This is a genomic window from Kineococcus terrestris, assembly GCF_041020755.1.
Taxonomy (GTDB): domain Bacteria; phylum Actinomycetota; class Actinomycetes; order Actinomycetales; family Kineococcaceae; genus Kineococcus; species Kineococcus terrestris.
Genome location: NZ_JBEUEI010000012.1, coordinates 74,143 through 96,611, shown reverse-complemented (window position 1 = coordinate 96,611; position 22,469 = coordinate 74,143). Strand labels below are relative to the sequence as shown.

At 76.6% G+C, this 22,469-nt stretch carries 21 protein-coding genes; 15 read left to right on the top strand and 6 right to left on the bottom strand.

The window, feature by feature from the left end:
* Positions 1-27: 27 nt before the first annotated feature.
* The 9 genes from AB8M62_RS09430 (at position 28) to AB8M62_RS09390 (ending at position 9,758) form a co-directional block, all read left to right on the top strand.
* Positions 28-918 (top strand): Rossmann-like and DUF2520 domain-containing protein, encoded by an 891-nt coding sequence (locus AB8M62_RS09430; RefSeq protein ID WP_369069332.1) that lies wholly within the window; start codon positions 28-30, stop codon positions 916-918.
* On the top strand, positions 915-1,769 hold the full coding sequence (gene panC / locus AB8M62_RS09425; RefSeq protein WP_369054970.1) for a pantoate--beta-alanine ligase: 855 nt from the start codon (positions 915-917) through the stop codon (positions 1,767-1,769). Before AB8M62_RS09430 ends, panC begins: the two co-directional genes overlap by 4 nt.
* Before the next feature lie 117 nt (positions 1,770-1,886).
* Complete coding sequence (lysS, locus tag AB8M62_RS09420) at positions 1,887-3,407, top strand: lysine--tRNA ligase (RefSeq protein ID WP_369055039.1); 1,521 nt, start codon at positions 1,887-1,889, stop codon at positions 3,405-3,407.
* Positions 3,408-3,478: 71 nt separating this feature from the next.
* Positions 3,479-3,655: a hypothetical protein gene (locus tag AB8M62_RS09415; protein WP_369054968.1), complete on the top strand. Its 177-nt coding sequence runs from the start codon at positions 3,479-3,481 to the stop codon at positions 3,653-3,655.
* 83 nt (positions 3,656-3,738) lie between these two features.
* Positions 3,739-4,128 (top strand): histone-like nucleoid-structuring protein Lsr2, encoded by a 390-nt coding sequence (locus AB8M62_RS09410; RefSeq protein ID WP_369054966.1) that lies wholly within the window; start codon positions 3,739-3,741, stop codon positions 4,126-4,128.
* Positions 4,129-4,367: 239 nt separating this feature from the next.
* The gene (locus AB8M62_RS09405; protein WP_369054964.1) at positions 4,368-5,372 is read left to right on the top strand and encodes an ATP-binding cassette domain-containing protein; all 1,005 of its coding nucleotides are present in this window, start codon (positions 4,368-4,370) and stop codon (positions 5,370-5,372) included.
* Positions 5,369-6,205, top strand: a complete 837-nt coding sequence (locus AB8M62_RS09400) for an ABC transporter permease (RefSeq protein ID WP_369069331.1) — start codon at positions 5,369-5,371, stop codon at positions 6,203-6,205. Before AB8M62_RS09405 ends, AB8M62_RS09400 begins: the two co-directional genes overlap by 4 nt.
* Positions 6,206-6,564: 359 nt before the next feature.
* Positions 6,565-9,066 (top strand): ATP-dependent Clp protease ATP-binding subunit, encoded by a 2,502-nt coding sequence (locus AB8M62_RS09395; protein ID WP_369054962.1) that lies wholly within the window; start codon positions 6,565-6,567, stop codon positions 9,064-9,066.
* Positions 9,067-9,206: 140 nt separating this feature from the next.
* Positions 9,207-9,758: an amino-acid N-acetyltransferase gene (locus AB8M62_RS09390; protein ID WP_369054961.1), complete on the top strand. Its 552-nt coding sequence runs from the start codon at positions 9,207-9,209 to the stop codon at positions 9,756-9,758.
* Between the two features lie 20 nt (positions 9,759-9,778).
* On the opposite strand, the gene AB8M62_RS09385 is transcribed toward AB8M62_RS09390, so the two are convergent.
* Positions 9,779-10,747 (bottom strand): HhH-GPD family protein, encoded by a 969-nt coding sequence (locus AB8M62_RS09385; protein WP_369054959.1) that lies wholly within the window; start codon positions 10,745-10,747, stop codon positions 9,779-9,781.
* 320 nt (positions 10,748-11,067) lie between these two features.
* Between AB8M62_RS09385 and AB8M62_RS09380 the strand changes: the two genes are divergently transcribed.
* Positions 11,068-11,772, top strand: coding sequence for a hypothetical protein (locus AB8M62_RS09380; protein ID WP_369069330.1), 705 nt, complete (start codon positions 11,068-11,070; stop codon positions 11,770-11,772).
* A 15-nt stretch (positions 11,773-11,787) separates the two neighbouring features.
* Here AB8M62_RS09380 and disA read toward each other — a convergent pair whose 3' ends face one another.
* The 3 genes from disA to AB8M62_RS09365 form a co-directional block, all read right to left on the bottom strand.
* The gene (disA, locus tag AB8M62_RS09375; RefSeq protein ID WP_369054955.1) at positions 11,788-12,873 is read right to left on the bottom strand and encodes a DNA integrity scanning diadenylate cyclase DisA; all 1,086 of its coding nucleotides are present in this window, start codon (positions 12,871-12,873) and stop codon (positions 11,788-11,790) included.
* Positions 12,874-12,970: 97 nt separating this feature from the next.
* Positions 12,971-14,374, bottom strand: coding sequence for a DNA repair protein RadA (gene radA / locus AB8M62_RS09370; protein WP_369054953.1), 1,404 nt, complete (start codon positions 14,372-14,374; stop codon positions 12,971-12,973).
* A 76-nt stretch (positions 14,375-14,450) separates the two neighbouring features.
* Positions 14,451-14,816: a hypothetical protein gene (locus AB8M62_RS09365; RefSeq protein ID WP_369054952.1), complete on the bottom strand. Its 366-nt coding sequence runs from the start codon at positions 14,814-14,816 to the stop codon at positions 14,451-14,453.
* 177 nt (positions 14,817-14,993) lie between these two features.
* On the opposite strand from AB8M62_RS09365, the gene AB8M62_RS09360 reads away from it, so the two are divergent.
* On the top strand, positions 14,994-16,187 hold the full coding sequence (locus tag AB8M62_RS09360) for a GGDEF domain-containing protein (RefSeq protein WP_369069329.1): 1,194 nt from the start codon (positions 14,994-14,996) through the stop codon (positions 16,185-16,187).
* A complete protein-coding gene (locus tag AB8M62_RS09355) occupies positions 16,184-18,049 on the top strand; it encodes a putative bifunctional diguanylate cyclase/phosphodiesterase (protein ID WP_369069327.1) in 1,866 nt (621 codons plus the stop codon). The genes AB8M62_RS09360 and AB8M62_RS09355 overlap by 4 nt, the downstream gene beginning before the upstream one ends.
* On the opposite strand, the gene AB8M62_RS09350 is transcribed toward AB8M62_RS09355, so the two are convergent.
* A complete protein-coding gene (locus AB8M62_RS09350) occupies positions 18,016-18,702 on the bottom strand; it encodes a class I SAM-dependent methyltransferase (RefSeq protein ID WP_369069346.1) in 687 nt (228 codons plus the stop codon). The genes AB8M62_RS09355 and AB8M62_RS09350 overlap by 34 nt on opposite strands.
* A 22-nt stretch (positions 18,703-18,724) precedes the next feature.
* Positions 18,725-19,600 carry a DUF3109 family protein gene (locus AB8M62_RS09345; protein ID WP_373694897.1) on the bottom strand — a complete coding sequence of 292 codons (876 nt, stop codon included), beginning with the start codon at positions 19,598-19,600 and terminating at the stop codon, positions 18,725-18,727.
* Between the two features lie 84 nt (positions 19,601-19,684).
* Between AB8M62_RS09345 and AB8M62_RS09340 the strand changes: the two genes are divergently transcribed.
* From AB8M62_RS09340 to proC, 3 genes are read left to right on the top strand one after another with little or no spacing between them, the layout of a single operon-like run.
* Positions 19,685-20,656 (top strand): Ppx/GppA family phosphatase, encoded by a 972-nt coding sequence (locus tag AB8M62_RS09340; RefSeq protein ID WP_369054948.1) that lies wholly within the window; start codon positions 19,685-19,687, stop codon positions 20,654-20,656.
* 10 nt (positions 20,657-20,666) lie between these two features.
* Entirely contained in the window at positions 20,667-21,506 is an 840-nt protein-coding gene (locus tag AB8M62_RS09335; protein WP_369069326.1) for a sugar phosphate isomerase/epimerase family protein, read from the top strand.
* A complete protein-coding gene (gene proC / locus AB8M62_RS09330; protein ID WP_369054945.1) occupies positions 21,503-22,351 on the top strand; it encodes a pyrroline-5-carboxylate reductase in 849 nt (282 codons plus the stop codon). Before AB8M62_RS09335 ends, proC begins: the two co-directional genes overlap by 4 nt.
* The last annotated feature ends 118 nt before the right edge of the window (positions 22,352-22,469 follow it).

Below are 22,469 nucleotides of genomic sequence, written 5' to 3'. Positions count from 1 at the left end.
TTCTCTCGTCAGCGGCCGGTGCGCCCCGTGAGCGCGGGCGCGGCGGGGCGGCTGGACGTGGCGGTGGTCGGGGCCGGGCGGGTCGGCCCGGTCCTGGGGGCGGTGCTGCGCGCGGCGCAGCACCGCGTCGTCGCGGTCGTCGCCCGCAGCCTCGACGCCGCCGACCGCGTCGAGGCGCTGCTGCCCGGTGTCCCGCTGACCACCGACCCGGCCGCCGCGGCCGCCGCCGACCTCGTGCTGCTCGCCGTCCCCGACGACGAGCTGCCGGGCGTCGCCGCCGGCCTGGCCGCGCACGCGCGCCCCGGGCAGCTCGTCGCCCACACGTGCGGGCGGCACGGCACCGGCGTCCTCGCACCGCTGGCCGCGGCCGGGGCGCTGACGATGGCGCTGCACCCGGCCATGACGTTCACCGGCACCTCGCTGGACGTGCCGCGCCTGTCCGGCTGCGCCGTCGCCGTCACCGTCGCGCCCGTCCTCGTCCCCGTCGCCGAGGCGCTCGTGCGCGAGTGGGGCGCCGTGCCCGTCCACGTCGCCGAGGACGACCGCCCGCTGTACCACGCGGCCCTCGCGCACGGCGCGAACCACCTCGTCACCCTCGTGCAGCAGGCCCTCGACGCCGCCCGCGGCGCCGTCGGCGACGAGGCCGCCACCGTGCTGCGCCCCCTGCTGACCGCCGCCCTCGACAACGCGCTGACCGCCCCCGGCACCGCCCTGACCGGGCCGGTGGCCCGCGGCGACGCCGGGACGGTGGCCGCCCACCTGGCCGTCCTGCGCGAGCGCGCCGGCGCCACCACCGCGGCCACCTACGCGCAGCTGGCCGGGGCGGCGCTCGAGCGGCTGAGGGCCTCCGGCAGGGTGGGCGCGGCGCCGGCGCAGGCCGTCGCCGCCGCGCTCGCCGAGAGGAACCCCGCCCCGTGACCCAGCTCGTCGTCGCCCGCACCCGGGCCGAGCTCGCCGCCGCCCGCGACGCCCTGCCCGGGCCCGTCGCCGTCGTCATGACGATGGGCGCCCTGCACGCCGGGCACGCCGAGCTGGTCCGCCGCGCCCGCGAGCGCGCCGCCTCCGTGCTGGTCACGGTGTTCCTCAACCCGCTGCAGTTCGGACCCGGCGAGGACCTGGCCCGCTACCCGCGCACCCTGGACGCCGACCTGGAGCTGGCCGCCGGCTGCGGCGCCGACGTCGTGTTCGCCCCCGGCCCCGACGTCGTCTACCCCGACGGCGACCCGCTGGTGCGGATCAGCGCGGGCCCGCTGGGCCAGGTGCTGGAGGGCGCCAGCCGCCCCGGCCACTTCGACGGCGTCCTCACCGTCGTGACCAAGCTGCTGCACCTGACCCGCGCCGACCTCGCGTTCTTCGGGCAGAAGGACGCCCAGCAGCTGCTGCTGGTGCGCCGCACGGTCCGCGACCTCGACCTGGGCGTCGAGGTCGTCGCCGTGCCGACCGTGCGCGAGGAGGACGGCCTGGCGCTGTCCAGCCGCAACCGCTACCTCACCCCCTTCGACCGCGAGGTCGCCCTCGTGCTGGGCCGCGCCCTGCGCGCGGGGGAGGCCGCCGCCCCCGAGGGGCCCAGCGCCGTGCGCCGCGCGGCCCGCGACGTGCTGGTGCGCGAACCCGCCGCCCGCGTGGACTACCTGGCCCTCGTCGACCCGGCGACGCTGGCCGACGTCCCCGAGCACCACCGCGGCGAGGCGCTGCTGGCGCTCGCCGCGCGCGTCGGCTCCACCCGCCTCATCGACAACGTCCCGCTCGTCGTCGGCCGCCCCGGCTGAACCCCCCGGCCGGAGCGCCCGGTGCGCCGGACCACCCGTCCGGACGGTCCCGCGCGGTCGGGGGCGCCGGTGGCGCGCGGATAGCCTGGGACCGTGAGCGAGACGCAGGCCGGCACGGTGGACGCGGACGACGTCGGGCACGTCGAGGACCTCGAGGAGTTCGGGGACCTGCCCGAGCAGGTGCTGGTCCGCCGCGCCAAGCGCGACCGGATCCTCGCCGAGGGCGGTGAGGCGTACCCCGTCGCGGTGCCCCGCACGACGACGCTGGCGCAGGTGCGCGAGCGCCACGCGGACCTGGCCCCCGGCGAGGAGACCGACGACCTCGTCGGCGTCACCGGCCGCGTGGTGTTCCTGCGCGGCACCGGGAAGCTGGCGTTCGCCACCCTGCAGGAGGGCGACGGCACCCGGCTGCAGGCGATGGTGTCGCTGGCCGGCGTGGGCGAGGAGGCGCTGGCCGCGTGGAAGGCCGACGTGGACCTCGGCGACCTGGTGTTCGTGCACGGGCGGGTCGTGGCCTCCAAGCGCGGCGAGCTGTCGGTGATGGCCGACTCCTGGCGGATGGCCGCCAAGGCGCTGCGGCCGCTGCCGGTCCTGCACAAGGAGCTGTCGGAGGAGAGCCGCGTCCGCCAGCGCTACGTCGACCTCGTCGTGCGCGACGCGGCCCGCGCGAACGTGCGCGCCCGCTCGGCGGTCGTGCGCTCGCTGCGCCGCACCCTGGAGGACCGCGGGTTCCTCGAGGTGGAGACGCCGATGCTGCAGACGCTGCACGGCGGGGCGTCCGCGCGCCCGTTCGCCACGCGCTCCAACGCCTTCGACACCGACCTGTACCTGCGCATCGCGCCCGAGCTGTTCCTCAAGCGCTGCGTCGTCGGCGGCATCGAGAAGGTCTTCGAGATCAACCGCAACTTCCGCAACGAGGGCGCGGACTCCACGCACTCGCCCGAGTTCGCGATGCTCGAGGCCTACGAGGCGTGGGGGGACTACGACAGCATCGGCGAGCTGACCCGCTCCCTGGTGCAGACCGCCGCGCAGGAGGCGTTCGGCACGCAGGTCGTCACGCTCGCCGACGGCGAGGAGTACGACCTGGGCGGGGAGTGGACGAGCCTGTCCATGTACCCGTCGCTGTCGCAGGCCCTCGGCGAGGAGGTCACGCCGGACACCCCGCGCGAGCACCTGCTCGCGGTCGCCGAGCGCCTCGGCGTGGCCGTCGACGTCCCGCGCGCCACCCGCGGAAAGCTCGTGGAAGAACTCTGGGAACACCTCGTGGCCGATTCCCTGCACGCGCCGACGTTCGTGCGCGACTTCCCCGTGGAAACGTCCCCGCTGGTGCGCGCGCACCGCTCGGTGCCGGGCGTGGTGGAGAAGTGGGACCTGTACGTGCGCGGTTTCGAGCTGGCCACCGGGTATTCCGAGCTGGTCGACCCGGTGGTGCAGCGCGAGCGGTTCACCGAGCAGGCCCGGCTGGCCGCCCTCGGCGACGACGAGGCCATGCGCATCGACGAGGACTTCCTGCGCGCGCAGGAGCACGGCATGCCGCCCACCGGGGGGATGGGCATGGGCGTCGACCGCCTGCTGATGGCCCTGACCGGCCTGGGCATCCGCGAGACGATCCTCTTCCCGCTGGTCAAGCCGCGCTGAACCGGGCCGGGGGCGGCCGGGTGCAGCCCGGTGCGGCGGGGGCGGACGGTGGGCGGACGTACCCTGGTGGGGTGGACGCGATCGCCGCACTGCTGCCCTCGGTGGGCCTGCTCGTGCTCTTCATCCTCCTGATGCGCTCCATCCTGCACGCCGACCGCCGGGAACGGCGGGCCGCGGCGCGCGCCGAGGCCGAGCACCGCGCGGCCACCGGCGCGGAAAAGGCCCAGGACTCCTCCGGCGCTTCCTGAGCGCCTTTTTGACAACGCCCCCGGGGTGCAGCACGATCGCGCCCGGAAGACGTCGGGAACGGGTGGTCGGAAGGGTGCGGGAAATGGCGCAGAAGGTCCAGGTGCTCCTGGTGGACGACATCGACGGCGGGGAGGCGGCGGAAACGGTCTCGTTCGCCCTCGACGGCGTCAACTACGAGATCGACCTGTCCGACGAGCACGCCTCCGCGCTGCGCGACGCCTTCGCGCCGTGGGTGGGCCACGCCCGCCGGGTCGGCGCCCGCACCGGCGGCCGCCGCGGCTCCGGCTCCTCCTCGTCCTCCTCCTCCACGTCGTCGTCCTCCTCCTCGTCCTCGCGGGCGTCGAAGAGCTCCGACGGCCCCTCCCGCGACACCGGTGCCGTGCGCGCCTGGGCGAAGGAGAACGGCTACACGGTCTCCGAGCGCGGCCGCATCTCCTCCGAGGTCCTCGAGGCGTACGACGCCGCTCACTGAGGCCCCGCCGGGGGCCGCCGAGGTCCCCGCGCCGCACCCGGCGCCCCGCGCGCACCGCGCACCGACGGCTCCCCCGCTCCGGCGGGGGAGCCGTCCGTCGTCCGGGGGTCGTGCGCGCGGCGGGCGCGGGCGCACCGCTCGGCCGACCCCGCCGCCACCGCACGGCGGACGCGGGCCCGCCGGGGCGCCGACAGGCTGGGGGCCGTCGTCAGCAGCCCGCCCGCCGTGAGGAGCAGCTCGTGATCGAAGCCAGAGGCCTGCGCAAGGTCTACGGCCGCAAGACAGCCGTGCACGACCTCAGCTTCACCGTCCGCCCCGGCATCGTCACCGGCTTCCTGGGCCCCAACGGCTCCGGCAAGTCCACGACCATGCGGATGGTCCTCGGCCTGGACCGCCCCACCGCCGGTCAGGTCCTCGTCGACGGCCGGCCCTTCGCCCAGCACCGCGCCCCGCTGTCCAGCGTGGGCGCCCTGCTGGACGCCAAGGCCGTCCACACCGGCCGCTCGGCCCTGAACCACCTGCGCGCGATGGCCGCCACCGCCGGCATCGGCCGCGCCCGCGTCGACGAGGTCATCGACCTGGTGGGTCTGCGCGAGGTCGCCGCCAAGCGCGCCGGCGGCTTCTCCCTCGGCATGGGCCAGCGCCTCGGCATCGCCTCCGCGCTGCTGGGCGACCCCGCCAACGTCATGTTCGACGAGCCGGTCAACGGCCTCGACCCCGACGGCATCCTGTGGATCCGCAACCTCATGAAGTCCCTGGCCGCCGAGGGCCGCTCGGTCTTCGTCTCCTCGCACCTGATGAGCGAGATGGCGCTGACCGCGGACCACCTCGTCGTCATCGGCAGGGGCCGGCTCATCGCCGACGAGAGCGTGCAGGCCTTCGTCGACCGCGTGCGCCCCCGCGGCGTCACCGTCCGCTCCCCGCAGGTCGCCCAGCTGACCGACCTCGTGCGCGACGCCGGCGGCGAGCTGGTCGCCACCGGCGACGGCGCCTTCGAGGTGCGCGGGCTGTCCGCCGAGCGGATCGGCGACGAGGCCCTGCGCCGCGGGGTCGCCGTCCACGAGCTGCACACCGTGCGCGCCTCCCTGGAGGAGGCCTTCATGCAGCTGACCGCCGACGCCGTCGAGTACGCCGCGCACGCCGGGCCGGGCGCCGGCCCGGTGCTCGACCTGCCCGCCGACCGCCCCGCCGGCCCCGCCCCGTCCACCCGTGAGCAGCGAGAGACCCAGGAGGTGTCCCGGTGAGCACGCCCGTCGTCGACCGGCCGTCCCCGCAGTACCGGCCCGTCGAGCACCGCGTCAGCGCCGCGGGGCTCCTGCGCGCCGAGTGGATCAAGTTCTGGAGCGTGCGCTCCGTCGCCTGGACGATGGTCGCCGCCGTCGTGGCGATCGTCGGCCTCGGCGTCCTGCTGTCGTGGGCGCTGCGCGACGTCCTCGCCGACCCGCAGGCCGGCCCGGCGGTGGCCGCCCAGGGCGTCGACGCCACCGCCGCCAGCCTGCAGGGCGCCCAGATGGCCTGGCTGATCGTGGCCGCCGTCGGCGTCATCGTCGTCGCCGGGGAGTACTCCACCGGCATGGTCCGCACCTCGTTCACGACCGCTCCCCGGCGGCTGGGCGTGCTGGCCGCCAAGGCCGCCGTCCTCGCCGTCTCCGTGCTCGTCGTCACGGGCGTCTCGGTGCTCGCGGCCTTCCTGCTGGGGCAGGCCGTCCTGGGGGAGCGGGGCGCCTCGCTCGGCGACGACGGAGTGGCCCGGGCGCTCGTCGGCAACGTGCTCGTGCTCGTCGGCTTCGCCCTGGCCGGGCTGGCCGTCGGCGCGCTGATGCGCAACACCGCCGGCGCCGTCTGCACCGTCCTGGCCGCGATCTTCGTGGTGCCGCTGCTGCTCATGGCGGTGCCGGAGTCCTGGGGCGGCGACACCCTGCGCGAGTACTGGTTCTCCAACGCGCCGACCAACCTCACGACCGTCTCCGAGGTCCCCTCCTACCTGGACGCCTGGGCGGGCACCGGCGTCTTCGCCGCCTGGGTGCTGGTCCTGCTGGCCCTCGGCGCGCTGGTGCTCAAGCGCCGCGACGTCTGAGGTCCCGCGCGCCGGCCCGCCCCGCTCGAGCGCGGGGCGGGCCGGCGCGCTCGTCCGGGTCGCGGGGGGCGCCGGGCGGGCGCACGGGTCGCCGGAGGGGAGCGACCCGCGCGGCCGCCCGCCCGGGGCACCGCCCCGTGAGCGGCGCGCCACGGGGCGACACGCCGCTACGCCATGGGCGAACGACCTGGTGGAACAGCGCCGCCCGGGCGCAGGTTGGTCAGGTCAGCGGGGCCGGGGAGGCTCACGTCCGCGGCCGAGGCGCCGATGGGAGTGAACCTGTCCGACCCCGGGACTAGCATCGGAGTGGTCCGCTGGGGGAGCGCCCCCTGGACCCGACCACCCGCGAGGAGCGCCGCATGTTCGAGAGGTTCACCGACCGCGCCCGACGGGTCGTCGTCCTGGCCCAAGAAGAGGCCCGGATGCTCAACCACAACTACATCGGGACCGAGCACATCCTGCTCGGCCTGATCCACGAGGGCGAGGGCGTCGCGGCCAAGGCCCTGGAGTCGCTGGGCATCTCCCTGGACGCGGTCCGCGAGCAGGTCCAGGAGATCATCGGCCAGGGCCAGCAGGCCCCGTCCGGTCACATCCCCTTCACCCCCCGCGCCAAGAAGGTGCTGGAGCTGTCGCTGCGCGAGGCGCTGCAGCTCGGGCACAACTACATCGGGACCGAGCACATCCTGCTGGGCCTCATCCGCGAGGGCGAGGGCGTCGCCGCCCAGGTCCTCGTCAAGCTGGGCGCCGACCTCAACCGGGTCCGCCAGCAGGTCATCCAGCTGCTGTCCGGCTACCAGGGCAAGGAGCCCGCCACGGCCGGCGGCCCGCAGGAGGGCACCCCCTCGGGCTCGCTCGTCCTCGACCAGTTCGGGCGCAACCTCACGCAGGCCGCCCGCGAGGGAAAGCTCGACCCGGTCATCGGGCGCGAGCCGCAGGTCGAGCGCGTCATGCAGGTCCTGTCGCGGCGCACCAAGAACAACCCGATCCTCATCGGCGAGCCGGGCGTCGGCAAGACCGCCGTCGTCGAGGGCCTGGCCCAGGCCGTCGTGCGCGGCGAGGTGCCCGAGACCCTCAAGGACAAGCAGATCTACACCCTCGACCTCGGCGCGCTGGTGGCGGGCTCCCGCTACCGCGGCGACTTCGAGGAGCGGCTGCGCAAGGTCCTCAAGGAGATCCGCACCCGCGGCGACATCATCCTGTTCATCGACGAGATCCACACCCTCGTCGGGGCCGGTGCCGCCGAGGGCGCCATCGACGCCGCCAGCATCCTCAAGCCCATGCTGGCCCGCGGCGAGCTGCAGACCATCGGCGCCACCACGCTGGACGAGTACCGCAAGCACATCGAGAAGGACCCGGCCCTGGAGCGGCGCTTCCAGCCCATCCAGGTCCCCGAGCCCAACCTCGCCCACGCCATCGAGATCCTCAAGGGCCTGCGCGACCGGTACGAGGCGCACCACCGCGTCTCCATCACCGACTCCGCCCTCGTGGCGGCCGCGACCCTGGCCGACCGCTACGTCAACGACCGCTACCTGCCCGACAAGGCGATCGACCTGATCGACGAGGCGGGCGCCCGGCTGCGCATCCGCCGCATGACCGCTCCGCCGGACCTGCGCGAGTTCGACGAGCGCATCGCCGACGTGCGCCGCGAGAAGGAGAGCGCGATCGACGCGCAGGACTTCGAGAAGGCCGCGTCGCTGCGCGACAAGGAGAAGAAGCTCCTGGCGCAGAAGGGCGAGCGCGAGAAGCAGTGGAAGGCCGGCGACATGGACGTGATCGCCGAGGTCGACGAGGAGCTGATCGCGGAGGTCCTGGCCACCGCCACCGGCATCCCGGTCGTCCGGCTCACCGAGGAGGAGTCCTCGCGCCTGCTCAACATGGAGGCCGAGCTCCACAAGCGCGTCATCGGCCAGAACGACGCGATCCGCGCCCTGTCCCAGGCCATCCGGCGCACCCGGGCCGGCCTGAAGGACCCCAAGCGCCCCGGCGGCTCCTTCATCTTCGCCGGCCCCACCGGCGTCGGGAAGACCGAGCTGGCCAAGGCGCTGGCGGAGTTCCTCTTCGGCGAGGAGGACGCGCTCATCCAGCTCGACATGAGCGAGTTCTCCGAGAAGCACACCGTCTCGCGGCTGTTCGGCTCCCCGCCCGGCTACGTCGGGTACGAGGAGGGCGGCCAGCTGACGGAGAAGGTGCGCCGCAAGCCGTTCTCGGTCGTCCTCTTCGACGAGGTCGAGAAGGCCCACCCGGACATCTTCAACTCGCTGCTGCAGATCCTCGAGGACGGCCGCCTGACCGACTCGCAGGGCCGCACGGTGGACTTCAAGAACACCGTGATCATCATGACCACCAACCTGGGGACGCGGGACATCTCCAAGGGCGTGGCCACCGGCTTCGCGGCCGGCGCCGGGGCGGGTCAGACCAACTACGAGCGGATGAAGGCCAAGGTCAACGAGGAGCTCAAGCAGCACTTCCGGCCCGAGTTCCTCAACCGCGTCGACGACATGGTCGTCTTCCCGCAGCTGACGCAGGAGGAGATCGTCCAGATCGTCGACCTCATGCTCGCCCGCGTCGACGAGCGCCTGAAGGACAAGGACATGGGCATCGAGCTGACGCCCGCGGCCAAGGTCCTGCTGGCGACCAAGGGCTACGACCCGGTGCTGGGCGCCCGGCCGCTGCGCCGGACCATCCAGCGCGACATCGAGGACGTCCTGTCCGAGAAGATCCTGTTCGGCGACCTCAAGGCCGGCCAGATCGTCTCGGTGGACGTCACCGGCGAGGGCCCGGACGCGTCCTTCACCTTCGAGGGCACCTCGAAGGAGGACCTGCCGGTCACCGTCCCGATCGGCGGGGACGACGCCCGCTGACCCGCTGAGCGCACGACGGCCCGGCACCCGCGACCGCGGGTGCCGGGCCGTCGCTCGTCCGGGCGCGTCCGGGACGTGATGGGGCGTCCCGGGGACGTCCCGCGCTGCCCGCTGCCGCCTCCTCTGCCAGGATCACGCGGGTGGCACCACCAGCGGCACCGGGGGCAGCGCCCGTGCGGGTGCGCCCCGCGCGCACGGCCGACGTGCCGGGCATCCGGGACCTCGTCGAGACCTACGCGCGCGAGCGCATCCTGCTCGGCAAGGAGCTGATCACCCTCTACGAGGCGGTGCAGGAGTTCGTCGTCGCCGAGGAGGACGCGCCCGGCGGACCCCGCCTCGTCGGCTGCGGGGCCGTGCACGTGCTCTGGGAGGACCTCGCCGAGGTGCGCACCCTGGCCGTGGACCGCAGCGTCCGCGGCCGCGGGGTCGGGCACCTGCTGCTGGAGGCGCTGCTGCGCCGCGCCGACGACCTCGGGGTGACGCGGCTGTTCTGCCTGACCTTCGAGACGGCCTTCTTCGCCGCCCACGGCTTCACCGAGATCGACGGGACCCCCGTCGCCCCGGACGTCTACGCCGAGATGCTGCGCTCGCACGACGAGGGCGTCGCGGAGTTCCTCGACCTGGCCCGCGTGAAGCCCAACACCCTCGGCAACAGCCGGATGCTGCGCGTCGTGCCCGCCGCGGGGGGCTGACCGCCGTCCCGGCGCGGGGCTCAGGAGCGGGGCAGCGAGAAGGTCCCGTCCTCCAGCGGCTCCACGAGGCCGTCGGCGACCAGTCCGTCCAGGCAGCGGGCGCGCTGGGCCGCGTCGGACGTCCACGCCGCGGCGAGCGCCGCCGCGTCCACCGGCCCGTCGGCCTCGCGCAGCACCGCCAGCAGCCGCCCGCGCACCTGCCGGTCGGTGCCCGCCCACGCCTGCGCCCGTCGCGCCGGGCCCTCGTGCTCCGGCCGGCCCGCCGCCACCCACGCGCACCGCGCCAGCAGCGGGCAGGCGGGGCAGCGGGGGGAGCGGGCCGTGCACACCAGGGCGCCCAGCTCCATGACGGCCACCGCCCACCGGGCCGCGGTGGCCTCCTCGTCGGGCACCAGCGCCTCCGCGAGCCGGGACTCGGCCGCCGTCAGCACCGGTGCCGGCTCGGCGGCACCGGTCACCGCGCGGGCCTGCACGCGGCGGACGTTGGTGTCCACGACCGCGTGCCGGCGCCCGAAGGCGAAGGAGGCCACCGCCGCGGCCGTGTAGGCGCCGACGCCGGGCAGCGCCAGCAGGGCGGCGTGGTCGTCCGGCACCCGCCCGCCGTGCCGCTCCACCAGGGCCGTCGCGGCCGCGTGCAGGCGCAGCGCCCGCCGCGGGTAGCCCAGCCGCCCCCACGCGCGCACCGCCTCCCCGGGAGGGTCGGCGGCCAGCGCCGCAGGCTCCGGCCAGCGCTCCAGCCACTCCCGCCAGACGGGCAGGACGCGCACCACGGGCGTCTGCTGGAGCATCACCTCGCTGACCAGGACGCCCCACGGCGTGCGGTCGGGACCGCGCCAGGGCAGGTCGCGCGCGTGGGCGGCGTACCAGTCGAGGACGTCGGTGCGCAGGCCCTCGGCGTCGGTGCCCGGCGGCAGCCCCGGCGAGGGGGTGCTGGCGCGACGGGAGGCGGGTGCGGCGGCGCGGCGTGCGTCGGGGGAGGGGCGGGTCATGACGTCACGGAGTATGCGCCAGGCCCCGACCGCGCCCGCCGCCTCCTCGCTGCTCCCCGTCCTGCACTCCCCGGCCCCGGACCCCCGGGCCTCCCGTGATCTTGCTGGTGGTCCCAGCGAGATCGCGGTGATCACGGATGGTCGGACGTTCACGCATCCATGATCACCGCGGTGGTGGACGGGGGTGGTGGACGGGGAGTGGGGGGTGGGGGACGGCGAGTGACCGGGGTCGGCCGGGGTGCGTCCGAGGGGTCCGCGCCGGCCGGGGCGCGCGGCGTGGCTGCCCCGCGGGCCCGGACGGGCCGCCTACGGTCGGCGGGGTGAGCAGCCTGGTCAACCCCGTCGGGCCGGAGGGGCGCGGTGTCTACTGGCGCCGGCGCCTCGTCGCGGTCCTCGTCCTCGCCCTCCTCGTCGCCGGCGTCGTCGCCGGCGTGCGGGCGCTGACCGGCCCGGAGGACTCGCAGGCCGCCGAGCGCCTGGACCCCGCGCGCACCCAGCCCACCCTCACCCCCGCGGGCGACCCCGGCGCCTCACCCACCGCCGGCGCCGGGGAGACCTCCACGGCGTCTCCCACCGACGAGGCCACCGACGGGGCGGGCGAGGCCGACGAGGCCCCCGTGCAGCCGTGCGCCCCCGCGGGGCTGGCCGTCTCGCTGACCTCCAGCGCCGTCTCCTTCGGCCCGCAGGAGAGCCCGCGCATCAACCTCGTCGTGCAGAACACCGGCGACGTCCCCTGCACCGCCGAGATCGGCTCGGCCACCCGCACCTTCAGCATCAGCGACGCGGCCGGCGCGCAGGTGTGGAGCAGCGCCGACTGCGAGGGCGAGACCGGCTCGCAGGTCTACGAGCTGGCCCCCGCGGGCGCCGAGGGCTCCTCCCGGGCGATGGGGATGACGTGGTCGCGCCAGCGCTCCGCGCCCGGCTGCCCCGGCGACCAGCCGCGCGCCGAGGCCGGTCAGTACAGCGTGACCGCCACCTGGGACGGCGTCAGCGCCACCCCGGTGTCGTTCACGCTGCTGGACTGAGCAGACCGCGCCCGCTCAGACGTAGCGCTCGAGGATCGAGGACTCCGCCAGCCGCGACAGGCCCTCGCGCACCGCCCGGGCGCGCTGCTCGCCCACGCCGTCGACCGTCATCAGGTCGTCGATGCTGGCGGCCAGGAGCTTCTGCAGGTCCCCGAACTGGTCCACGAGGCGCTCGACGATCGCGCCGGGCAGGCGCGGCACCCGGTGCAGCAGGCGGAAGCCCTTCGGGCTGACCGCGGAGTCCAGGGAGTCCCCGCCCACGGAGAAGCCCAGCACCCGCGCCACCTGCGTCAGGTCCACCAGCTCGCTGGAGCCCAGCGCCGCCAGGTCCTCCAGGACCGCCTCCAGCGGCCCCTCGTGGCGGGTGGCCTCCAGGTAGTCGCGCACGACGAGCTCGCGGTCGGGGCCGACGCCGCCGATCAGCTCGTCCAGCTGCAGGGACAGCAGGCGCCCGTCGACGCCCAGCTCCACGACGTAGCCGGAGATCTCGTCGGCGATGCGGCGCACCATCTCGATGCGCTGCACCACCGAGCACACGTCGCGGACCGTCACCAGGTCCTCGATCTCCAGGGCCGACAGCGTCCCGGTCACCTCGTCCAGGCGCGCGCGGTAGCGCTCCAGCGTCGCCAGCGCCTGGTTGGCGCGGCCGAGGATCGCGTCGGAGCCCTCCAGCACGTACCGGCGGGCGCCCACGTAGACGGCGACGATGCGCATGGACTGCGACACGGAGATGACGGGGTAGCCGGTCTGCTTGGCCACCCGCTCGGCCGTGCGGTGCCGCGTGCCGGACTCGGAGGTCTCGATGGAGGAGTCCGGGACCAGCTGCACGGCCGCCCGCAGGATGCGCGAGACGTCCCGGTCGCAGACGATCGCGCCGTCCATCTTCGCCAGCTCGCGCAGGCGCGTGGCCGAGAACTCCACGTCCAGGGCGAAGCCGCCGGTGGACAGGGCGTCCACGGTGCGGTCCATGCCGAGCACGATGAGCGCGCCCGTGCGCCCGCGCAGGATGCGCTCCAGCCCGTCGCGCAGCTCGGTGCCGGGGGCGAGCACCGCCAGCGTGGCGCGCAGGACCTCCTCGGGCGTGCGGTCGGCAGTCGCCACCGGTCCCCCTCCGTACGTCGTCGAGGGCGGAGTCTATCGACGACGCGCGCCCCGTCAGGAGCGGTGCGCTGCCGGCGGCGTGCCCGGGCGGCGCCCGTCAGCCCCGGCCGCGCTCCTCGCGCGGCAGCAGCCCGGCGATGGCGACGGCCTCGGCGAGGCTGCCGACCTCGTGCACGCGCAGCCCCGCGGGCCCGCCGCCGGAGGGCAGGGAACCGACGGGCACGACGGCGCTGCGGAAGCCCAGCCGCGCCGCCTCCGACAGCCGGCGCGGCACGCCGGTGACCCGGCGCACCTCCCCGGCCAGGCCCACCTCGCCGAAGGCGACCAGACCCTCCGGCAGCGGGCGGTCGGCCACAGCGCTGACCACGGCCAGCGCCGCGCCCAGGTCCACCGACGGCTCGGTCAGCCGGACCCCGCCGACGGTGGCGACGTAGGTGTCGCGCTGGGCCAGGCTCACGCCCAGGCGCCGCTGCAGCACCGCCAGCAGCATCGCCACGCGCCCGGACTCCAGGCCGTTGGTCACCCGGCGCGCCGACCCGGCGGCCGTCTCCGTGGCCACCAGGGCCTGCAGCTCGGCCAGCAGCGGGCGGCGGCCCTCCAGCGTCACGGTGATGCAGGTGCCCGGCACCCGCTCGGTCGTGGAGGAGACGAACAGCCCGCTGGGGTCGGGCAGCCCCTCGATGCCGTCCTCGGACAGGTCGAAGCAGCCGACCTCGTCGGTGGGGCCGTAGCGGTTCTTCACCGCCCGCAGCAGCCGCAGCCGCGAGTGGCGCTCGCCCTCGAACTGGCAGACCACGTCCACCAGGTGCTCCAGGGTGCGCGGGCCGGCGATGGAGCCGTCCTTGGTGACGTGCCCGACGAGCAGGGTGGCCATCCCGCGGCGCTTGGCGACCGCGATGAGGGCGGCGGCGACCTCGCGCACCTGCGAGACGCCGCCCGCGGCGCCCTCGACCTCCGCCGAGGCGACCGTCTGCACCGAGTCCACGACCAGCAGGTCCGGCGAGGAGGCCTCGACGTGCCCGAGGACGGTGGCCAGGTCCGTCTCGGAGGCCAGCAGCAGGCGGGGCCGCAGCGCACCGATGCGCTCGGCCCGCAGCCGCACCTGCGCGGCGGACTCCTCCGCCGTCACGTACAGGACGGTGCGCCCGGCGCCGGCGGCGCGGGAGGCGGCGTCCAGCAGCAGGGTGGACTTGCCGACGCCCGGCTCCCCGGCCATGAGCACGACCGCGCCGGGGACGAGGCCGCCGCCGAGCACGCGGTCCAGCTCGTCCACGCCCGTCGGGGTCGCCCGGGCGGCCTCGACGTCGACCTCGGCGATGGGGCGGGCGGCCTGGCGGACCACCGCGGGCGCCGTCGTCCGCGCGGCCGCCGGGGCGCCGACCTCCTCGACGGTGCCCCAGGCCTGGCACTCCCCGCAGCGGCCGACCCACTTCGCCGTCTGCCACCCGCACTCGGCGCAGCGGTAGCCGGGGCGGGCGCGGACGGGGGTCTTCGAGGGCATGCCGGCACGCTAGACGGCGCCCCCGACACGACCCCCGCGGCGCCCCGCGGGGACCGCGGTCAGCGGCTCAGCGCGGTCACTGGCCGTACAGCGTCTTCATGGTCGTCATGAGGATGCCCAGGGTGGCGAAGACGAAGCTCGGCACGAAGGCCAGGATCGCCGCGCCGATGCTGCCGCTCTTGCGGTACAGCAGGTACGCCGACAGCACCATGATCAGCGAGCCGACGAGGGTGAAGGCCAGCCCGACGCCGATGCGCCCCACGGGCGCCGCCTCGTACGGGTCGGAGCCCAGCAGGAGGAGCGGGACGACGGCGGCCAGGAAGATGCCGACGACCCAGATCAGCAGGGCGACGACGACCCCGCCGCTCGGCCTGCCCCAGCGGATCGGCGCGAGGGCCCGCTGCTCCTGGTCGTGGGCCGGCGGGCGCTGCTGCGTGCTCATGGGCACATCATCCACGCAGGAGCTCCCCGGGAGCGACCCCGGGTCGGCGCGCCGACGGCGTCCGGACGGCCGGTGGCACGACGCTGCGTCGTCGCGCGTGCGTGTCCGGTGATCCGACCGGGTGGTCCTGCCGCCCCGGGCTGCGGCGGCGACCGGCGCGGGCCGAGGGACAGGGGTGTGAGCGCACGCAGCACGGCCGGCGGGTGGTGGGCCGCCCGCACGAGCGACCTGCGGCGCCTGCCCGGCGACGAGGAGCGCGCCTACCGCGAGCACGCCGCCGCCGAGCGCGCCCGCAGCTTCGCGCCGACCGCGCTGCTGGGCCTGGCCCTGTTCGACGCGTACGCGCTCGTCGACGTCCTGCTCGCCCCGCAGGTGGCCGCCCTGTCCGCCGCCCTGCGCCTGGGGGTGGTCACGCCCTTCGCCCTCGCCGGCCTCCTGCTGCGCCGCCGGCACCTGGCCCGCCGCCCCGCCAGCCGCGTCGACGGGCCGTTCGTGGCCGCCTGCGCCGTCCTGAGCGTGCTGGTCCTGGGCGTCGTGCAGCGCCAGGACCCCGCCGCCCTCGACGGCGGCTACCTGCTGGGCGTGCAGGTCATCACGCTGTTCTACGTCGTCCTCGTGCGCAGCGACGTGCGCCAGGCCGCCCTCGTGGTCGCCTCGCTGCTCGCCGCCGTCGCCGCGGTCCTGGGCACCGGCGCCGACCCGCTGTGGCTGCGGGTGTCCGTGGCCGTGCCCGTCGTCGTCTGCGGCGCCTTCGGCCTCGTCATGGCCGCCGACGTGGAGGCCGGCGCGCGCCGGGCGTTCCGGGCGGTGCGGCGCGAGCGGGCGCTGGCCGCGGAGCTGGCCGCCGCCAACGCCCTGCTGGCCCGCGACGCGGGGGCCGACGCCCTGACGGGCGTCCTGAACCGCCGCGGCCTCGAGGACGCGCTGGAGCGCCTCGACGGCGCCCCGTGCGGCGTCCTCATGGTCGACGTCGACCACTTCAAGGCCTTCAACGACCGCGCCGGGCACCAGGCCGGCGACGAGTGCCTGCGCCGCGTCGCGGGCGCCGTCGCCACGGCCCTGCGCCCCGGCGACGTCGTCGCCCGCTACGGCGGGGAGGAGTTCGCGGTCCTGCTGCCGGGGGCGGGCGCCGTTGAGGCGCTGGCCGTGGCCCGGCGCGTGCGCGCGGCCGTGGCCGCCCTCGGGCTGGCGCACCCCGCGCGCCCGGACGGGCGGGAGGTCGTCACCGTCAGCGTGGGCGCCGCCCGCGCGGCGGGCGCGCGCGCCGGGCTCGGCGCCGCCGACGCCGCGCTGTACGAGGCCAAGGCCGCCGGCCGCGACGCGGTGCGGCTGGGCACGGGCGCCGGGGCGGTGGCCCGATGGGCCTCGTGAGCACCGGGCCGGGCGCGCCGGGAGGCGTGGGCGGCGCCTGGCTCCGGCACCGCCAGCGCCGGCTGCTGCGCGGGGCCGGGGCCGTGTCGGGGGCCGTGTACGAGGCGCTGGCCCGCGAGGCCACCGACGTCGTCCTGGTCACCGACGTGGCGGGGGTCGTGCGGTTCGCCTCCCCGGCGGTGGTCCGCGCCCTGGGCGTGCGGCCCGAGGACCTGCTGGGCCGCGACTGCTTCGACTGGATCGACCCGCGCGACGCGCCCGCCGTGCGCGCCCGGATCGCCGGGGCCGTGGCCGGGAGCACCGCGGCCGGCGAGCACCGGATCCGCACCTCCACCGGCACCCGCTGGGTGGAGGTGCGCTTCAGCGACGCCCGCGCCGTGCCCGGCGTCGGCGGCGTCGTGTGGAACTGCCGCGACGTCACGCGGGCCCGCGAGCAGGCCGACGCGCTGCGCGCGGCCGCCCACACCGACGCCCTGACCGGGCTGACCAACCGCCGCCGCCTCGTCCAGCTCGTCGCCGAGGCCGCCACCGCCGCCGGCCCGCTGCGCCGCGACCTGGGCCTGGTGCTGCTGAACCTCGACGGCCTCAAGCTCGTCAACGACTCCCTGGGGCACCGTTGCGGCGACGAGGTCGTGCGCACCGCGGCCCGGCGGCTGCGCCCCCTGCTGGGGCCCGCGGACGTCCTGGCCCGCCTGGACGGCGACGAGTTCGTCCTGCTGCACCGCGCGGAGGTGCAGGAGGACCCCGAGGGCCCGGAACCGGCCGCGGAGCGGCTGCGCCGCGAGGTGGAGCGGCTGGCCGCCCGCGCGCTGCGGGAGGTGGCCCGTCCCGTGGAGCTGCAGGGGCGCCCCACGGTGGTCACGGCCAGCGCCGGCACGGCCGTCGCGCCCGCCGCGGCCACCGGCACGCCCGACGGCGAGGAGGTGGCCAGCGGCCTGCTGCGCGAGGCGGACGTCGCGCTGCGCGAGGCCAAGCAGCGCGGCGGGGCGCGCGCCGTCGCCTTCCGCCCCGGCCTGCGCGAGGCCGCCTCGCAGCGCGAGGCGCTGGCCGCCGACCTGCGCTCGGCGGTCGAGCGGGGGCAGGTGCGCGTGGAGTACCAGCCGCAGGTCGACCTGGCCACGGGCCGCGTGGTGGGCCTGGAGGCGCTGGCCCGCTGGCACCACCCCGCGCGGGGCCTCGTGCCGCCGGGCGTCTTCGTGCCCGTGGCCGAGGAGACGGGGTCGGTGCTGGACATCGGCCGGCACGTCCTGGCGCGGGCGCTGCGCGACCTGCGGCACCTGGACGCGGCCACCGGCAGGACGGACCTGGAGGTCGGCGTCAACGTGTCCGGCCGGCAGCTGGCCGACCCCTCGCTGGTGGAGACGGTCCTGGAGCAGCTGCGGGCCTCGGGCACGGCACCGCACCGCCTGGTGCTGGAGGTGACCGAGAGCGCGCTGGTCACCGACCTCGACGCCGGCAGCGACGTGCTGCGGCGCCTGCGCGAGCAGGGGGTGCGCGTGGCGCTGGACGACTTCGGGACGGGCTGGTCGTCGCTGTCCTACCTGCGCCGGCTGCCCGTGGACGTCCTGAAGATCGACAAGTCGTTCGTGGACGACCACGGCGACCGGGCCGCGGTGGCGCTGCTGGGCGGCATCGCGTCGCTGAGCAGCGCGCTGGACCTGCTGACGGTCGCCGAGGGCGTGGAGGACGAGGCGGCCGCCGCGGCGGTGCGGGCGGCGGGCTGCGGGTGGGGCCAGGGGTACCTGTGGGCGCGGCCGATGCCGCTGGAGCGGGTCGTCGAGCACCTGCTCGCCGAGGACGCGCCGGCGTCCGCGGCCGGTGCGGGCGCTCAGAACCGCTTGGAGCGCACCACCACGGCGTAGTCGACGCGCAGGCCCTCGTGCTCGGCGAGGAGCTCGGCGGCCAGCCGGGGGCCGAACTCGATGCGCGCGACCGCCTCCAGGTCCTCGCGCCGCTCGAACTCCCACGCCACGTCCAGGCTCGTGCGCTCCCACCCGCGGCGGGCGAAGAAGCGGTCCACGGCCAGCTGGTCCCAGCCGGGCACCGTGCGGGAGAACCAGCGGCCGACGGTCGAGCGCGAGGCGTCGTTGTCGACGACGAACGCGGCGCCGCCGCGGCGCACGACGCGGTCCAGCTCGGCCAGGCCCGGCTCGCAGCCGGGCCCGAAGAAGTACGCCCACCGGGCGTGCACGACGTCGACGCTCGCGTCGGGCAGCGGCAGGGCCGCGGCGCTGCCGTGCAGGACGCGCACACCGGGCAGCCCCGCGACGCGCGCCAGCGCGCGGCGCAGCAGCGGCGGGTGCGGCTCGACGCCCGTGACGGTGCGGGCGGTGACCGCGAAGCGCGGCAGGTGGAAGCCGGTGCCGCAGCCGACGTCCAGGACGTCGGCGCCGGCCCAGTCGCGCACGGCGCGCACGGCCTCCTCGACGCGCCCGCCGCGGTCCACGGCGAGGTTCTCGAGCTCGTAGACGTCGGGGTGCTCCCACACGTTCGGGCTGGGCACCACCCCCGGCAGGCTCACCGCACCCTCACGACCGTCACCGGGGGGCGCCGGCCGGGTGCACGGTCAGCGGCAGCAGCCGCCGGTGCGCGGTGGTGCGCCCGGAGCGGGCCAGCAGCCCCTCGCAGTGCCGGGCCAGCTCCTCGAAGGCGCCGTCGCCGACCATCTCGCGCAGCTCCGGCTCCATGCTGCGGAACACCGGCCGCTCGCCGACGTGGGCCAGCGGGCTGCCGGTGCAGTACCAGTCCAGGTCGTGCCCGCCCTCGCCCCAGCCGCGGCGGTCGTACTCGGCGATCGTCACCTCCAGGTACTCGGTGCCGTCGCCGCGGGCCACGGTGCGGTAGGAGCGCTTCAGCGGCAGCTGCCAGCACACGTCCGGCTTGAGCGTCAGCGGCTCCACGCCCTCGTTCAGGGCCAGCAGGTGCAGCGCGCAGCCGGCGCCGGCGGCGAAGCCGGGGCGGTTGGCGAAGACGCAGCCGCCGTCCACGACGCGGGTCTTCAGCGCGCCGTCCTCCTCCTCCGTCCAGCTGTCCGGGCCGCGCCCGTCGGCCTCGTGCTGCCAGGTGGAGGCGTCCAGGCGCTCCACGGCCGCGGCCACCCGCTCGTGGTCGGCGGGCTCGGTGAAGTGCGCGCCCAGCGCGCAGCAGCCCACGTCGGGGGAGCCCGCGTCCACGCCCCGGCAGCCGCGCCCGAACACGCACGTCCAGTCCGACGTCAGCCACGTCAGGTCGCAGCGGTAGACGGTGTCCGCGGCCGCGTAGGGGTCCTCGGCCACGTCGCCCGGCTCGGGGAACTCCACCCACAGCCGGGGGCCCTCCAGCGGGACCTCGACGGGCTCGACGGGCTCGACGGGCTCGGGCGGGCCGGCCGGCGCGGGACGGGCGCCGGGAGCGGGGGCGGGACGCGCTGGCACCCGACGAGGGTAGGCCGGGGCGGGCCGGGGGCGGGCGCGGTGGGAGCGCGCGGGCGGCCCGGTGCCGCCCGGTACGGTTCCCGGATGCGCTTGGGCGTTCTGGACGTCGGCTCCAACACGGTCCACTTCCTCGTCGTCGACGCCCACCCCGGTGCCCACCCGATGCCGGTGTCCTCGGTGCGCTCCCTGGTGCGCCTGGCCGAGCACCTGGACGACGCGGGCGCGCTGCGCCCCGAGGGCGTGGACGCGCTGACGCGCGCGGTGGAGGAGTCGGTGCGGGCCTCCGAGGACGCCGGCGTCGAGGAGTGCCTGTCGTTCGCCACCTCGGCGGTGCGCGACGCCGTCAACGGCCAGGAGGTCCTCGACGGCATCGCCGAGCGCACGGGCGTGCGGCTGGAGGTGCTGCCCGGCCGCTCGGAGGCGGACCTGACGTTCCTGGCGGTGCGCCGCTGGTACGGCTGGTCGGCCGGGCGGCTGCTCGTGCTGGACATCGGCGGCGGCTCGCTGGAGATCGCCGTCGGGCTGGACGAGGTGCCCGACGTGTCGGTGTCGCTGCCGCTGGGCGCGGGCCGGCTGACGCGCGACCGCCTGCCGGGGGACCCGCCGAAGCCCGAGGCCGTGCGCGAGGCGCGCCGGTACGTGCGCCAGCGCATCGGCGCGGCGGTGCGCGACGTGGCCCGCGCGGGCGAGCCGGACCTCGTCGTCGTCACCAGCAAGACGTTCCGCAGCCTGGCCCGCCTGACCGGCGCCGCGCCCAGCGCCGAGGGCCCGCGGGTGCGGCGCACCCTGCGGCTGGACAAGCTCGCGCCCTGGGTGCCGAAGCTGGCGACGATGAAGGCCAAGGCCCGCCAGGACCTGCCGGGCGTCTCGGTCGAGCGCGCGCCGCAGCTGCTGGCGGGGGCGCTCGTGGCCGAGGCCGCGTTCGAGCTGCTGGGCGTCGAGGAGGCGCTGGTGGGCCCGTGGGCGCTGCGCGAGGGCCTCATCCTGCGCCGGCTGGACGCCATCGGCGCCGAGCAGGCACCCGTGCGCGAGCGCACCGGCGCGGGTCGGGCCTAGCGTGGACCCCGTGCACCCCGTCCAGCCCGCAGCGGGGGGTCGTCCCCCGGTGGGGCTGTCCACCTCCTGCTCCTACCCCGAGTCGACGACCGCGGCCTTCGAGATCGCCGGGCGGCTCGGCTACGACGGCGTCGAGGTCATGGTGTGGACGGACCCCGTCAGCCAGGACGCGGGCGCGCTGCGCCGCCTCGTGGAGCACTACGGGGTGCCCGTGCTGTCGGTGCACGCGCCGACGCTGCTGCTGACGCAGCGCATCTGGGGCCGCGGGGACCCGTGGGGCAAGGTGGAGAAGAGCTGCGAGATGGCCGCCGAGCTGGGCGCCGGCACGGTCGTCGTGCACCCGCCGTTCCGCTGGCAGCGCGAGTACGCGGCCGGGTTCGTGGAGGGCGTGCGGGCGCTGGAGGCCAGCACGGGCGTGGTGCTGGCGGTGGAGAACATGTTCCCGTGGCGCGCGCGCGGCCGGGAGGTCGTGGCGTACGCGCCCGGCTGGGACCCCACGCACGTCGGCTACGACCACCTGACGCTGGACCTGTCGCACGCGGCGACGTCCGGCCGGGACTCCCTGGAGCTGACCCGCGCGTTCGGCGAGCGCCTGGCGCACGTGCACCTGTGCGACGGGTCCGGCTCGGTGAAGGACGAGCACCTGGTGCCCGGGGACGGCGCGCAGCCGTGCGCGGAGGTCCTGCAGCACCTGGCGGCCACCGGGTTCACCGGCGCGGTCGTCGCCGAGGTCAACACGCGCCGGGCCCGCGGCCGGGCCGCCCGCGAGCACGAGCTGGCCCGCGCGCTGGCCTTCGCCCGCGAGCACCTGGCGGCCCCGGCCACCACCGGTCCCGGGGCGGGCGCGTGAGCGCCGGGCCCGCGGGCGGGGGAACGCTCGCCCTGGTCGGCGCGGGCGTCATGGGCCAGACGCTGCTGGGCGGGCTGCTGCGCGCGGGCCGGGACCCGGGCAGCGTGCTGGTGGTCGACCGCCGCGCCGGGCGCGCGCGCGAGCTGCACGAGCGCTTCGGCGTGCGGGTCGTGGACGCCGGGGTCGGCGCGGGCGGCGGGGAGGGCGTGGCCGCCGTGCGCGCGGCGGACACCGTCGTCGTGGCCGTCAAGCCGCAGGACATGGCCGAGCTGCTGGACGCCCTGGCCCCGCACCTGCGCGAGGACGTGCTGCTGGTGTCGCTGGCGGCCGGGGTGACGACAGCGGCGGTCGAGGCGCGGCTGCGGCCGGGCACGGCGGTCGTGCGGGTCATGCCGAACACGCCGTCGCTGGTGGACGAGGGGATGGCGGGCCTGGCGGGCGGCTCGTCCGTCTCGGACGAGGACCTGGCCACGGCCGAGCAGCTGATGCGCTCGTGCGGGCGCGCGGTGGTGCTGCCCGAGAAGCACCTGGACGCCGTGACGGCGCTGTCCGGGTCGGGCCCGGCGTACGTCTTCTACGTGGTGGAGGCGATGGTCGAGGCGGGCGTCCTGCTGGGGCTGCCGCGGGCCACCGCCACCGAGCTGGTGGTGCAGACCGTCGTGGGGGCCGGGGCGATGCTGCGCGAGACGGGCCAGCACCCCACGGTGCTGCGCGAGCAGGTCACCTCCCCGGCGGGCACGACGGCCGCGGCGCTGCGCCAGCTGGACGACTCCGGGGTGCGGGCGGCGCTGGTGTCGGCCGTGGAGGCGGCGTGGGCGCGCTCGCGGCAGCTGTCGGGGGACTGACGGTGGCGGGGCGCGCGGGCTGTCCGGGGGCGGGCGCGGTGGGTAGCGTGCGCGCATGCGTCCCGCCGGCCAGGTCGTGACCCCTCCCGAGGGGCCCGCCGCGGCGGACCCGCGGACC

Excerpts from the sequence above, each read along its gene's own strand:
- radA (WP_369054953.1), bottom strand. The coding sequence starts at position 14,374 with ATGCCCTCGAAGACCCCCGTCCGCGCCCGCCCCGGCTACCGCTGCGCC.
- AB8M62_RS09385 (WP_369054959.1), bottom strand. The coding sequence starts at position 10,747 with ATGACCCGCCCCTCCCCCGACGCACGCCGCGCCGCCGCACCCGCCTCC.
- AB8M62_RS09410 (WP_369054966.1), top strand. The coding sequence starts at position 3,739 with ATGGCGCAGAAGGTCCAGGTGCTCCTGGTGGACGACATCGACGGCGGG.
- AB8M62_RS09395 (WP_369054962.1), top strand. The coding sequence starts at position 6,565 with ATGTTCGAGAGGTTCACCGACCGCGCCCGACGGGTCGTCGTCCTGGCC.
- AB8M62_RS09340 (WP_369054948.1), top strand. The coding sequence starts at position 19,685 with ATGCGCTTGGGCGTTCTGGACGTCGGCTCCAACACGGTCCACTTCCTC.
- AB8M62_RS09365 (WP_369054952.1), bottom strand. The coding sequence starts at position 14,816 with ATGAGCACGCAGCAGCGCCCGCCGGCCCACGACCAGGAGCAGCGGGCC.